General features: G+C 63.7%; 12 protein-coding genes. 4 read left to right on the top strand and 8 right to left on the bottom strand.

Annotated elements, in window-relative coordinates; all coding sequences use genetic code 11:
• The first annotated feature begins 72 nt into the window (after window positions 1–72).
• Both bhsA and ACJ8PN_RS02935 read left to right on the top strand, forming a co-directional pair.
• Complete coding sequence (bhsA, locus tag ACJ8PN_RS02940; protein ID WP_004939265.1) at window positions 73–333, top strand: multiple stress resistance protein BhsA; 261 nt, start codon at window positions 73–75, stop codon at window positions 331–333.
• 286 nt (window positions 334–619) lie between these two features.
• Window positions 620–1,255: a carbonic anhydrase gene (locus ACJ8PN_RS02935; protein ID WP_004939270.1), complete on the top strand. Its 636-nt coding sequence runs from the start codon at window positions 620–622 to the stop codon at window positions 1,253–1,255.
• 63 nt (window positions 1,256–1,318) lie between these two features.
• Here the strand turns inward: ACJ8PN_RS02935 and ACJ8PN_RS02930 are convergent, their stop codons facing one another.
• The 4 genes from ACJ8PN_RS02930 to ACJ8PN_RS02915 are packed head-to-tail and all read right to left on the bottom strand — an operon-like array spanning window position 1,319 to window position 6,325.
• Entirely contained in the window at window positions 1,319–3,169 is a 1,851-nt protein-coding gene (locus tag ACJ8PN_RS02930; RefSeq protein WP_442534596.1) for a M3 family metallopeptidase, read from the bottom strand.
• A 46-nt stretch (window positions 3,170–3,215) separates the two neighbouring features.
• Window positions 3,216–4,175: a DNA-binding protein YbiB gene (gene ybiB, locus ACJ8PN_RS02925; protein WP_442534595.1), complete on the bottom strand. Its 960-nt coding sequence runs from the start codon at window positions 4,173–4,175 to the stop codon at window positions 3,216–3,218.
• Between the two features lie 38 nt (window positions 4,176–4,213).
• Entirely contained in the window at window positions 4,214–4,843 is a 630-nt protein-coding gene (locus tag ACJ8PN_RS02920) for an FMN-binding negative transcriptional regulator (protein ID WP_442534594.1), read from the bottom strand.
• Window positions 4,844–4,900: 57 nt separating this feature from the next.
• Window positions 4,901–6,325 carry an MFS transporter gene (locus ACJ8PN_RS02915; RefSeq protein WP_171453604.1) on the bottom strand — a complete coding sequence of 475 codons (1,425 nt, stop codon included), beginning with the start codon at window positions 6,323–6,325 and terminating at the stop codon, window positions 4,901–4,903.
• Window positions 6,326–6,424: 99 nt separating this feature from the next.
• Between ACJ8PN_RS02915 and ACJ8PN_RS02910 the strand changes: the two genes are divergently transcribed.
• Window positions 6,425–7,264, top strand: a complete 840-nt coding sequence (locus ACJ8PN_RS02910; RefSeq protein ID WP_442534593.1) for a helix-turn-helix transcriptional regulator — start codon at window positions 6,425–6,427, stop codon at window positions 7,262–7,264.
• On the opposite strand, the gene ACJ8PN_RS02905 is transcribed toward ACJ8PN_RS02910, so the two are convergent.
• The 4 genes from ACJ8PN_RS02905 to prpB form a co-directional block, all read right to left on the bottom strand.
• Window positions 7,261–7,890: a LysE family translocator gene (locus tag ACJ8PN_RS02905; RefSeq protein ID WP_351107217.1), complete on the bottom strand. Its 630-nt coding sequence runs from the start codon at window positions 7,888–7,890 to the stop codon at window positions 7,261–7,263. The genes ACJ8PN_RS02910 and ACJ8PN_RS02905 overlap by 4 nt on opposite strands.
• Before the next feature lie 79 nt (window positions 7,891–7,969).
• On the bottom strand, window positions 7,970–9,421 hold the full coding sequence (locus ACJ8PN_RS02900; protein ID WP_442534760.1) for a bifunctional 2-methylcitrate dehydratase/aconitate hydratase: 1,452 nt from the start codon (window positions 9,419–9,421) through the stop codon (window positions 7,970–7,972).
• Window positions 9,422–9,471: 50 nt separating this feature from the next.
• Window positions 9,472–10,635, bottom strand: a complete 1,164-nt coding sequence (prpC, locus tag ACJ8PN_RS02895) for a bifunctional 2-methylcitrate synthase/citrate synthase (protein ID WP_015377141.1) — start codon at window positions 10,633–10,635, stop codon at window positions 9,472–9,474.
• Window positions 10,636–10,668: 33 nt separating this feature from the next.
• Window positions 10,669–11,559 (bottom strand): methylisocitrate lyase, encoded by an 891-nt coding sequence (gene prpB / locus ACJ8PN_RS02890; protein ID WP_043137053.1) that lies wholly within the window; start codon window positions 11,557–11,559, stop codon window positions 10,669–10,671.
• Between the two features lie 244 nt (window positions 11,560–11,803).
• Here prpB and prpR point away from each other — a divergent pair, with 244 nt between their 5' ends.
• Window positions 11,804–13,405: a propionate catabolism operon regulatory protein PrpR gene (gene prpR / locus ACJ8PN_RS02885; protein WP_442534592.1), complete on the top strand. Its 1,602-nt coding sequence runs from the start codon at window positions 11,804–11,806 to the stop codon at window positions 13,403–13,405.
• Window positions 13,406–13,407 lie beyond the last annotated feature (2 nt).

Genomic DNA, 13,407 nt, shown 5'->3' with positions numbered 1-13,407 from the left:
CACTGCGCAATAATCCTCCCATCGAAAGGCAAACCCCTTTCTCCCTAATTCACTTTGACAGGAATGACCAACATGAAAACCATCAAAACTTTTGCTGCCGCTATCGCCCTGGCCACCGCTTCTTTCACCACTTTCGCCGCTGAACACGTTAGCGCCCAGGATGCCGCCCAATTCGAAAAAGCCGGCGTGATCGTCGCCAGCGGCGCAACCGATCTGAGCAGCCTGAAGTCTCAGCTGGCCGCCAAAGCCGATGCCGCAGGCGCCAAGGCTTTCACCATCACCTCCACCAGCGGCAATAACCTGATGCACGCCACCGCGGTTATCTACAAATAATCGCCGCCCCAGACGTCAAAAAGCCCGCCGGATATCACCCCGGCGGGCTTTTTTATGTTCGTGTACGTCAGCGCTGAATGGGCACAACAGCGAATTTCTTGCCGTCCGCTTTATCAGCAACCCACGCGCCAACAAGCCGGAAAATTCTGTCGCCAACAGGCATAAACCCTGTATTCAATGGGGTTTGCGGGGGGCTTGCACACACATTTTTTTACCTGCCCATGACTGGACTAACGGGAGAGGATGATTATCATGTTACGCAGACTACAGATGCAGAGAGCGTTGTATGCAACATATCATTGAAGGTTTCCTCAGTTTCCAGAAAGAGATTTTCCCACAGCGTAAGGAACTGTTTCGCAGCCTTGCCTCCAGCCAAAATCCTAAAGCGCTTTTCATCTCCTGTTCTGACAGCCGTCTGGTGCCCGAGCTGGTCACACAGCAAGAACCTGGGCAACTGTTCGTTATCCGCAACGCCGGCAACATCGTTCCTTCCTTTGGCCCGGAGCCGGGCGGGGTTTCTGCGACCATCGAGTACGCGGTGGTGGCATTGGGTGTTACTGATATCGTGATTTGTGGCCACTCGAACTGTGGCGCCATGAAGGCTATCGCGTCCTGCCAGTGCCTCGACCCCATGCCTGCGGTAGCTCACTGGCTGCACTATGCGGATGCGGCCAAAGCAGTGGTCGAGAAGAAAACCTGGAATAGCGAAACAGACAAAGTTAACGCTATGGTGGAAGAGAACGTTATTGCTCAGCTAAATAATATCAAAACCCATCCTTCTGTGGCGGTGGGTCTGCGCAACAGCGGGCTGCGCCTGCACGGCTGGGTGTACGACATCGAAAGCGGCGAAATTCGCACGCTGGATAGAAACACCAAGAGCTTCGTGTCTCTGGCCGATAATCCCGACGTCTATTTCGAATAAAATCACGCCTGGTTTTAACCATTAAATAAAATCCACGCTTCCGCGTGGATTTTATTGTCAGCCTTAAACCAAACGCGCCTCTATCGCCGCGGCGAAGTCGCGGCACATCCGTTCGTCACCGTCAGCATTGTCTGCCAATACCGTCTCGCCATCCACCACCCGAATATGCGCCTGCAAATCGAAATCCGCCGGCGGCTGCGGGCGGACGGCGGCGGCGGCCATCGTCTGCTGCGCCTCATGCCACGCCTGCGCCACCGTCTGGTTGCAGGCCTGCGCCAGATAGTCCGGATTAAACCCTTCACCGGTCAGGCTGCGCAACGTGTCGTCGTGGCTGACGCTGTTGCCCGGCAACCAGTAGTGTTGCGCCAGATCCGGGCCGATGGCCGGGTTGTCCGTCAGATAACCGTCGCGCTGCAGGAAGAAGTGACGGGTTTGCTCCACCGCCATCATCGCCAGCAAATAACCCTGATAGGAACAGGCGGACTCCAGCGACAGCAGGTGCGGGATCGCCAGCGTCGGGCGCGGGCTGCCGCTGATGCCGAGGATCTTTTGCTCGACCTCACGCGCCAGCGCGGTGATGGCCTCCGGCGTGCGCTGCTCGTCATCCCACTGATACAACGCCCACTCGAAGTACGGCACCAGCAGGATATGGCGTTCGTTGAACGCGCGCATCGGCTGGCGCGCCGCGATGCCGGCTTCGATCAGCGCATCGGGCACCGCCTCACCGGCGGCGTTTTTCGCATAGCGTTTCAGCCAATCGGCGTCGTCCAGCAGGCTGTCGCAGAACATCGACTGGGTTTCGGCATAGGCCATCGAGGTCGGCGGGAACTCCTGCGAGAAGCATGGCGCATTCTGGCGAATGTTGGCGAAGTGCGCCGCGTGGCCGCCCTCGTGGAACAGGGTGTTGAGCCCATAAGCCCCGCTGCCCACCTGCCCCGGCTGCGCCAGGCTGGTGAAGTTGATGCGCGCGGGCACCCATTCCCCCTGGCGTACAAACGGCGGCACCGGGCCGTGCATGAAGCCGTTCTCATACTTGCCTTTGCGCACCAGCAGATCGAGGTTCATCTCCGCGCCGCCAAAACCGATGTGCAGGCGTTTGAAGCTGTCGACCCAGCGTTCCAGCGAACGGGAAAACGGGAAATAAGGATCCAGTTGGCGGGTGACGTCGCCGGCGCTGGCGAAGCGCACGTTCCACGGCTCCAGCGCCTGGCTGCCCTTCTCGGCCGCCAGCTGTTGCAGACTGCGCGCGTTGGCCTCGCGGGTTTCCCGCTCGAAACGATCCAGAATGGCGAACAACTGCTCCGGCGTCATGCGCTCGGTCTTGTTCACCTTGTAGTCGAAATAGTTGCGATAGCCCATCTGGCGCGCAAAGCGGTTGCGCAGGCCAATCAGCTCCGGCAAGCCGTTATGCAGCAGCCATTGCTCCAGATCGCGCAGCGCCTGCTGCGAGCTGCGGCGATACTCTTCGTTCGGGTTGGTCGCCTGATTGGTCAGCAGCTCGCCGAGCGAAGCCGCCACGCGCCGGCCGTCGGCGTTCAGATGGGTGACCTGATAGCCCTTGCGGCGCGAGTAGAGATCGGATTCGGCGTGGATGATCTGATCCAACAGCGCCTGCGGATCTTCAATGGCGTTGCAGTCGAAGAAACGCAGCCAACCTTGCAGACCGTGGATCAGCGCATCGCGCTGCGCCTCCTGCGGCAACGCTTCCAATCCGGCCAGCAGAGTGCGGATCTCCGCCAGTCGGCGCGGTTCGGCGATAAAGCGCTTATAGGCGCTTTCCGCGGCGGAAAAGCGCGCCGAGACGTCTTCACCGCCGGTGCCCATGTAGTTTTGCCAGAACAGCTCTTCTTTGGCGCGGTGTACGTCGAGGTAATCCTGGTTCAATTGATTGAAGTAATCGAGAGCCTGTTGCATAACCGTCCTTCTCAGCCGATGAGGAAATATCCCAGTATAGTCGCGCTCAGGCCTGATGCAGGCGTTTCAGCCCCTGCTCCAGCGTCTCGCTCTCGCCGGCGGCCACCAGGCAACAGGCGACCTGCCGCTGGATGGCCTGCGGGATCGCCACCTCGCCCGCCAGGCAGCGCTCGGTCCAGCGCGCGGTGGTTTCCGCGTCTTTCGCCGCCGGCAAGAGAGGCGTTTCATCCTGCAAGGTGCGCTCCAGCAATACGCGCTGTTCGCCGCCGACGATATGGTGAATCTGCGGGCAGCGCAGCGGGTTGGCGTAGGCTTCGCCTTCCGTGCCGTGCATCAGCAGCCCGCGGGCGCCGATCTGGCGGAAAAACGACGCTACCCGGCCAACATACTCCGGATGTGAGACGCTGGCGAGGCGCAGCGCATCCTGTTCGCCAAACGGCGTCGCCAGCTTGGCCAGCGTATGGGCGCTGTTGCGCACCCCCATGCGCCAACGCAGCCCGAGCTGCCGCGCCAGCGGCGCCGACAGCGCGGAAACCGGCATGAATACCGCCTCGCCGTTATCGAGACGCTGTTGGGCGTGAGCGGCCTGTTCCGACCACGGTAGCCCAAGCGCGCGGAAAATCTCGGCGCTGGTCACGCGGGTGCTGTCGTCCAGCACGCCGTGCACCACCACCGGCAGGCCTACTTTCGCCAGCAGCAGCGCCAGCAGCGGCGTCAGGTTGGCCTGCTTGCGCGCGCCGTTGTAGCTCGGCAGCACCACCGGCAATGGCCTCCCCTGCGGCGCCTGCAACGGCAAGACCTGCTGTTGCATCGCCTGGTAGAAACCCAGCATCTCTTCTTCGGCTTCACCCTTGATACGCAGCGCGATCAGAATGCCGCCCAACTCCAGCTCGGGGACCTCCCCGGCCAGCATCGCCTGATACAGTTCAAAGGCGGTCTGTCGATCCAGATCGCGCGCATGGTTTTTGCCGCGGCCTATTTCTTTGATAATTTTGGTGTAATCCATCCGAAGGTTCCCTCAGCCCACTCTTCGGTTAGCATACCCTATCCGCGCCGCCGCTCAACCTCCGCCGCCAGTCGCCGCTGCGCTTCATCGCCCTCGCGCAGCCCGGCGATCACCCCGCCGGCATCCTCGGCGCTGCGGTTTTGGCTCATTTTCCATTTGCCTTCGCGCCGGGTGACGGCGATCTCGATACCGACGATGCCTTTAAGCTGTGCGGCGATGTAGTTGGCCGGCGCATCCTCGAGCCGCCAGGGTTCCGGGCGCCGCCCTTCCTGCTGCGCGGTGAGATCGATCAGTTGGCGGCGCAGCCAGGCCGGTTCGTCCGTCACCGTCGGCACGCCATGCAGCTGCACCACGCTGTAATTCCAGGTCGGCACCACCTTGCCGGTCTGGCGCTTGCTCGGGTACCAGCCGGGCGACACATAGCCCTCCTGGCCCTGAAAAATCACCAGACATTCCGCCGCCTGTTGCAACCGTCGCCAGTGCTCGTTGGCGCGCGACAGGTGCGCCCGCAGCCGGATCTGCCCCTGTTCGACATCGGCCAGAAACGGCAGCGGATCGGCCGTCAATCCCTGCTCGCCGTGGCTGACCAACAGCCCCAGCGGGTGGGCGCGCACCAACGCCAGTTGGGCATCCAGATCGTCTTCGCGAAATGCGACGGGTTGAAACATCAGTGGGGCTCCTTATCGCTCTCTCATGATGACGACAGTAAAGCACCCGCCGGCGGCCTACTTAAGATCCGCTTTCTGAGTATTTCGAGTGATCCGGTTTAACAAGATCAGTGCGACGCCCATCGCCACCAAATTACAGAGCATCGCACCGGCAAAGGCCTGGGCATAGCGTTCCGCCGCGCCGCCGCTCGCCAACAGCGGCACAAAACCGACGCCGCTGACCACGATACCCAGCGCGCCCCCCACCTGCTGCACGGTAGCCACCAGACCCGCCGCCATGCCCGCCTGCCGCTCCTGCGCCAAACCCAGCACCAGATTCAGCAGCGGCGTCATGCTCAGCGCCTGGCCGAATCCCAACACCACCAACCCCGGCAGCAGCCGCAGCGGATGCGCCAGCGCCGCCCCCCACAGCGCCTGCGCCATCAATAGCGCCAACCCGGCGGCGTAAATCGCCACGCCCGCGCTCAGCACGCCGTTGCCCCAACGCAGCGTCAGCCGGGGCGCCAGCATCGAGGCCAGCATAAAGGCCACGCTGGCCGGGGCGAACAGGCTGCCCGCCTGAAAAGGCGTCAGCCCCGCCCCCGCCTGCAGCAGCAGCGCGAAGCACAAGAAAAACGAGGAAGCGGTGGCATAAATCGCCAGCACCACCGCCATACCCGGCGCGAAGCCCGCCTGGCGGAACAGCGCCGGATCGAGCACCGCATCATCACCGCGCTGCGCCAGGCGGCGCTCCCAACGCAGGAAGCCCCACAGCGTCAGCAGCGCCAATGCCAACATCGGCGCGATCCACCACGGCCAACCGTGCGCCGGCCCTTCCAGCAACGGCAGCAGCAACAGCGACAGGCCGGCCGCCGCCAGCCACAGGCCGACGCCGTCCAGCCGCTGCGCCTGCGCCACCCGCGATTCGGGAATGCGCCGCGCCGCCCACAGCGCCAGCGCGCCGATAGGCAAATTGATCAAAAAGATCATGCGCCAGCCACTGCCGAACAGGTTGGCCTCGATGATAAATCCGCCGAGGATCTGGCCGAAGATTGCCGCCAACCCCAGTGTCATGCCCAGCCAGGCGAAAGCACGCCGCCGCTGTTGCGGCGCGTACAGCACCCGCATCAAGGCGTAAATTTGCGGGAACAACAGCGCCGCCGCCGCCCCCTGCAGGATACGCGCGGCGATCAGCAGGCTGAGCGATCCCGCCAGTCCGCACAACAGGGAACTCAGCGTGAATCCCAGCATGCCGAGGCTGAACAAGCGCCGACGCCCGAAGCGATCGCCCAGACGCCCACCGGCGATCAACAGCACCCCAAACGCCAGTTCATAACCGGCGACGATCAAACCGATACCGGCGAAATCGGCGGCGAACTGATGCTGGATCACCGGCGCCGCCACGTTGACCACAAACAGATCGAACACCGTGACGAAGCCGCCCAACAGCAGCACCGGCAGGCCGGGCAATCCCCGCCGTTCAACAGATAATGAATGTTCCATACCACCTCCAGAGATTATGATGGTCGCAGTATGGAATAGAGTTTAAACTGTTACTATATAGCCATTTATACTATTACTGACAGCAACAGGACGGCCGACATGCCCCCACGCACCCTCGAACGCACCCGCCACGAACTGGGGGATTTTCTGCGGCAAAAGCGAGAACAACTGTCGCCGGAGGCAGTCGGCTTGCCGAGCGGCAGCCGCCGCCGCACGCCGGGCTTGCGGCGCGAGGAGGTGGCGGCGCTGGCCGGCGTCGGCCTCACCTGGTACACCTGGCTGGAGCAAGGCAGGGAAATCAATGCGTCGGTGACGTTTTTGGAAAATCTGGCACGGGTGCTGCAGCTCGACGCCGCCGGCCGCTACCACCTGTTTTTATTGGCGCATCAGCGCCCGCCGGTGCCGGTCGGCCATCAGTGGTGCCAGGTTTCGCCGTTGGTGCGGCGCCTGCTGGACGACCTGACGCTGCGGCCGGCCTACGTCATGAACCTCAGTTGGGACATCATCGCCTGGAATCCGGCGGCGCAGCGGCTGTTCGCCATCGGCGAGCGCCCGGCGCAAGAGCGCAACATGTTGTGGATGCTGTTTGCCGATCCGCAGCTCAATGCGCGCCTGCTGGAGTGGCGGGCGCAGGCGCCGCAAATCCTGGCCAGCTTCCGCCGCGACTACGCCCGTGCGCCGGAGGATGAGGTGATGCGCCAACGGGTACAGGCGCTGGAGCAGGTATCGCCGCCGTTCCGCCGGCTCTGGCGGCAGCATGATATTCACGGACGCTGTCAGGGGCGGCGCAGCTTCGTCGTCCCGGAGATCGGCCCGGTCACCTTTGACCACGCCTCTTTCATCGTCGACGAAGAGAACCATCTGCGGCTGGTGATGTACAGCGCGCTGCCGGACGAACCGGCCAGCGCGGCGTTTGAAGCGCTGCTGCGCGAGGATTAACGACGGCTGTCGAGAATGAGTTTGCAGGCCAGCCCGGCGAACACGCCGCTCAGCAGGTAGTTCGGCCAGCGGGCGCTGAAACGGCGGCCGGCGAAACGGCTTTTCATGCCGCTGACCGCCAGGATCACCCCGCCGTTAATCAGCAAGCCGACCAGATTCAGCACCGTCGCCAGCGCCAGCATCTGCACCACTACCGAGCCGGCGCGCGGATCGATAAACTGCGGAAACAGCGCCAGCACGAACAGCGCCATCTTCGGGTTGAGGATGTTGGTCAGCAGCCCCTGTCGGAAAATACGCGCCGTCGGCACCGCCTGCAACCCGGCGGAAGCCTGCAGACTGCTGCCGGATCGCAACGTTTTCCACGCCAGATAGAGCAGATAAGCTGCGCCCAACATTCTCACCGCGTCGTAAGCCAGCGGCACCGCGACGAACAGTTGCGACAACCCCAGCGCCGCCGCCAGCGCATGGCAGTAAGTGCCGAGCTGAATACCCGCCAGCGAAGCGAAACCGGCCCGCCGCCCCTGGCTGACGCTGCGCGAAGCGATCAGCAGCATATCCGGGCCGGGAGTCAGCGCCAGCGCCACGCAGGCACCGGAAAACAACAACAGCGTTGCGGCATCAATCATGAATCACCTGATAAGAAGACGGACGGGGATGGAGCGTCCATCATAGCGACGCCGACGTGGCTTGTCAGCGCCGCTCGCGTCAGATCACCCACAAATCGAGGTACTCGTTGACCGGCATCTGCGCCAGCCGCTGCCGGTCCAGCGACACCTCGAGAATGCGCTGCTGCTGCAGGGCCGGGAACTGGCGCGCCAGGTTGGTTTTGAACTTCTCGATCAGCAGCGGGATGCCCTCTTCGCGCCGCCGCGCATGGCCGATAGGATACTCCACCGCCACCTCATCCAGACGGCTGCCGTCGGCGAACTCCACCGTCAGCGCATTGGCGATCGAGCGTTTTTCCGGATCGTGATAATCGCGCGTGAAGGCGGGATCTTCATGGCAATGTATCTTGCTACGCAATGCGTCGATGCGCGGATCCTCGGCCACCCGATCCTCGTAATCGGCCGCCGTCAGCCGGCCGAACAGCAGCGGGATCGCCACCATATACTGAATGCAGTGATCGCGATCCGCCGGGTTATCCAGCGGCCCCTGCTTGTCGATAATGCGCAGGCAGGCCTCGTGGGTGCGGATGCTCACCCTGGCGATATCGGCGGCGGTTTTGCCGGCGGCCTGCATCTGGCGGTGCAGCGTCATGGCCGCCTCCACGGCGGTCTGGGCATGGAACTCCGCCGGGAACGAAATTTTAAACAGCACGTTCTCCATCACATACGCGCCGTACGGCCGCTGGAAGCGGAAAGGTTTACCGTTGAACGAGACGCCGTAGAATCCCCAGGTCGGCGCCGTGAGCGCCGAGGGATAGCCCATCTCGCCGGTGGCGGCCATCAGCGCCAGCCGCACTGCGCGGGCGGTCGCATCCCCCGCCGCCCAGGATTTGCGGGTGCCGGCGTTCGGCGCGTGGCGGTAGGTGCGCAGCGACTGCCCGTCCACCCACGCCAGCGACACCGCGTTCAGGATCTCTGCGCGGCTCAGGCCGAGCAGCTGCGCCACCACCGCGGTGGACGCCACCTTCACCAGCAGCACGTGATCCAACCCCACCCGGTTGAAGGCGTTTTCCAACGCCAGGCAGCCCTGGATCTCATGCGCCTTGATCATGGCGATCAGCACCTGCCGCATGGTCAGCGGCGCTTTACCCGCCGCCACCGCCTGGCGCGAGAGCCAGTCGGCCACCGCCAGGATCCCGCCCAGGTTGTCCGACGGGTGGCCCCACTCCGCCGCCAGCCAGGTGTCGTTAAAGTCGAGCCAGCGGATCATGGCGCCGATATTGAACGCCGCCTGCACCGGATCCAGCTGGAAACGGGTGCCGGGCACCCGGCTGCCGTTCAGCACCTCGGCGCCCGGCACCACCGGCCCCATCAGCTTCTTGCAGGCCGGATAGCTCAGCGCCTCCAGCCCGCAGCCGAGGGTATCGAGCAGGCAATAATGGGCGGTGCGATACGCCGCCGGGGTATCGACGGCCTCTTTCATCACATAATCGACGATATCGACCATCTCGCGATCGAACGGCGGACGGCCGGTGTTGGCAGACTCAAGCATCATGATCCCCAAAGGCTCCATAGTGAAAACGACACGATAACGATCGGCGCTCAGCGCTGATCCAGCGGTACGAACGCCCGCGCTTCCGGCCCGGTATAGTTGGCGGACGGGCGAATGATTTTGTTGTCCTGCCGTTGCTCGATGATGTGCGCCGACCAGCCGCTCACCCGCGCCATGACAAACAGCGGCGTGAACATTTCGGTAGGCACCCCCAGCTGGTGGTAAGACACCGCCGAGAACCAGTCGAGGTTGGGGAACATGTTTTTGGTGTCGCGCATCACGCTTTCCAGCCGGTCGGCGATGTCATACAGCTTCATCGCACCCGCTTCCTGCGACAGGCGCAGCGCGATCTCTTTGATCACCTGATGACGCGGATCGGAGACGGTGTACACCGGGTGCCCGAAGCCGATCACCACCTCTTTGTTGTCGATGCGGCGGCGAATGTCGGCTTCCGCTTCGTCCGGCGTTTCATAACGCTGTTGGATCTCCAGCGATACCTCGTTGGCGCCGCCGTGCTTCGGCCCGCGCAGTGCGCCAATGGCGCCGACGATCGCCGAATAGACGTCGGATCCGGTGCCGGCGATCACCCGGCCGGCGAAGGTCGAGGCGTTGAACTCATGCTCGGCGTACAGGATCAGTGACGCATGCATGGCCTGTTCCCAGCTGGCGGAAGGCGCTGCGCCGTGCAGCAGGTGCAGAAAGTGGCCGCCGATGGAATCGTCGTCGGTCTCCGGCTGAATGCGCTCGCCGTTGTGGCTGTAGTGATACCAATAGAGCAGCATCGATCCCAACGACGCCAGCAGCCGATCGGCGATGTCGCGCGCGCCGGCTGCGCCGTGCTGTTCTTTTTCCGGCAGGGTGCAGCCGAGGGCCGAAACGCCGGTGCGCATCACGTCCATCGGGTGAGACGCCGCCGGCAGCGCCTCCAGCACCGTGCGCACGCTGGCGGGCAGGCCGCGCAGCGCTTTGAGCCGCTGCTTGTAGGCATGAAGTTCGTCGCGGTTGGGCAGCTTGCCGTGGATCAGCAGATGGGCGACCTCTTCAAACTCGCAGTGGCGCGCGAGATCGAGAATGTCGTAACCGCGATAGTGCAGATCGTTGCCGCTGCGTCCTACGGAACACAGCGCGGTATTCCCGGCGGGCACGCCGGATAACGCCACGGATTTTTTCGGCTTAACGCCAGTCGGGCTTTGCGGGGGGATCGCTTGGCTCATACTGTCCTCATTTGGCTTCTGCGTGAATGGCGCTTATTCGTCGCGCTGGCGAGCGAACAGAGCGTCGAGTTTCTCTTCGAACAAATAGTAGTTGATGCTTTCGTACAGCTCGTTGCGGGTCTGCATGGTGTCGATGACGTTTTTCTGCGTGCCCTCCTCGCGCAGGGCGCGGTACACCCGCTCCGCCGCCCGATTCATCGCCCGGAAGGCCGACAGCGGATACAGCGCCATATCCACCCGGGCGCTGCGCAGCTCCTCGGTAGTGAACAGCGGCGTCGCACCGAATTCGGTGATGTTGGCGAGGATCGGCACCTGCGTCGCTTCGGCGAAGCGGCGGTACATGCCCAGCTCGGTGATCGCCTCCGGGAACAGCATGTCGGCCCCGGCCGCCACGTAAGCCTGAGCACGCTCGATGGCCGCCTCCAGCCCCTCCACCGCCAGCGCGTCGGTGCGCGCCATGATCACGAAGTCCGGATCGCTGCGCGCATCCACCGCCGCCTTGATGCGATCCACCATCTCTTCGGTGGAAACGATGGCCTTATTGGGCCGATGGCCGCAGCGCTTGGCGCCAACCTGATCTTCGATATGCAGCGCCGCCGCCCCGGCCTTGCTCACCGAGCGCACCGTGCGGGCGACGTTGAACGCCGATGCGCCGAAACCGCTGTCGACATCCACCAGCAGCGGCAGCGGGCAGACGTCGGTGATGCGGCGAATATCGGTCAACACATCGTCCAGCGTCGAAATGCCCAGGTCCGGCAGCCCCAGCGAACCGGCCGCCACGCCGCCGCCGGAAAGATAGATGGCCTGGAACCCCGCCCGCTGGGCCAGCAGGGCATGGTTGGCGTTGATCGCGCCGGCGATTTGCAGGGGTTTCTCTTTACTCAGGGCCTGACGAAAGGCGAGCCCGGGTGAGCGCAGCGTCATGACGTTCTCTCCGATTAGCTAGATGGAACAGACAAAGCAAGGGGAGGGCCAGGTTGCACTTTGGCGGGGAAAAAATTAAAAGCGATAAAAATAAGTGAGTTATAAAATTCGCGTCGCCATTGGGCGGACCAAGCGATAAAAAACGTTTCAGTTAACGTTTCAATCGCGGTTTCACTCGGCATATTTGAAACATGACTGAAACAAGGCTACACCTAATGCAGCCACTTTCATTCGGTAACCCACCATGAGCGATCACATCACGCCGTCCCGCACGCCGGACAAACCGGTGATCTGGACCGTCTCCATCACCCGCCTGTTCGATCTGTTCCGGGATATCAGCCTCGAGTTCGACCATCTGGCGGTCATCACCCCGATCCGCCTCGGCTTTGAGGAGGCGGTGCAGCATATCCGCGCTCGCCTGGCGACCGAGCCTTGCGACGCCATCATCGCCGCCGGCTCCAACGGCGCCTACCTGAAAAGCCGCCTGTCGGTGCCGGTCATTTTGGTCAAACCCGGCGGCTTCGACCTGCTGCAGGCGCTGAGCAAGGCGCGCAGAACCGCCGATCGAATCGGCGTCATCACCTACAAAACGCCCCTGCCCGCGCTGCTGGAGTTCCAGCAAACCTTCGATCTGCCGCTGGAGCAGCGCAGCTACGTCACCGAAGAGGATGCGCGCGGCCAGATCGCCGAGCTGAAAGCCGCCGGCATTCAGGCGGTGGTCGGCGCCGGCCTCATCAGCGATCTGGCGGAAGAGGCCGGGCTCACCGCCATTTTTCTCTATTCCGCCGCCACCCTGCGCGCCGCCTTCAGCGACGCGCTGGACGTGACGCGCCTGATGCTGGGCGGCGCCAAACGCGGCGGCGACTACGCCGCGCGCAATACCCTGCAGCCGCGCTATGGGCTCGGCGATTTACAGGGCGATTCCCCGCAGATGGAGCAGACGCGGCGCACCATCATGCTGTACGCCCGATCGCCGGCGGCGGTGTTGATCGAAGGCGAAACCGGCACCGGCAAAGAGCTGGCGGCGCAGGCGATCCACCGCGAATACTTTTCCCGGCGCGGCGCGCCGTCCAGGGGCGCGACACCGCCGTTCGTCGCCATCAACTGCGGCGCCATCGCCGAATCGCTGCTGGAGGCGGAGCTGTTCGGCTATGAAGAAGGCGCCTTCACCGGTTCACGGCGCGGCGGCCGACGTGGGCTGCTGGAAACCGCCAACGGCGGCACCCTGTTTCTGGATGAGATCGGCGAAATGCCGCTGCACCTGCAAACCCGGCTGCTGCGGGCGCTGGAAGAAAAAACCGTCACCCGGGTGGGCGGGCAACAGCCGGTGGCGGTCGATTTTCGCGTTATCAGCGCCACCCACACCCGCCTGGAGCAGGCGATTCAACAGGGCGATTTTCGCGCCGATCTGTTTTACCGCCTGAGCGCCCTGCGGCTGCAGCTGCCGCCATTGCGGGCGCGCGGCGGCGATATCGCGATGCTGGCGGAACACTTTCTGAAACAGTCGCTGGCGGCGCTCGACGTGCCGCTGACGGAGCCGCTGCGCACCGCCCTGGCTGGCTGTTACGCCGCGCTGAGTCATTACGCCTGGCCCGGCAACCTGCGCGAGCTGCGCAACATGATGGAGCGGGTGGCGCTGATGCTGAGCACCGGCGCTGCGCCGAGCGGCGAGACCCTGCAGTGGCTGCTGCCGGAGCTGGCGGTGGCGCCGCCGCCCGAGACACAGGCCGCCCCCATCTCCGCCCACGAAGCCCTGGCGCGGTGCGGAGGCGACCACGCCGCCGCCGCCCGGTTGCTCGGGATCAGCCGCACCACCTTATGGCGCCGGCTGAAAAAACCGCGCTGAGC

The sequence above is a fragment of the Serratia sp. CY76391 genome, from assembly GCF_052166695.1.
Taxonomy (GTDB): domain Bacteria; phylum Pseudomonadota; class Gammaproteobacteria; order Enterobacterales; family Enterobacteriaceae; genus Serratia; species Serratia nematodiphila.
Note: the sequence above shows the minus strand (reverse complement) of the source record. Positions and strands in the feature narration are given on the sequence as shown.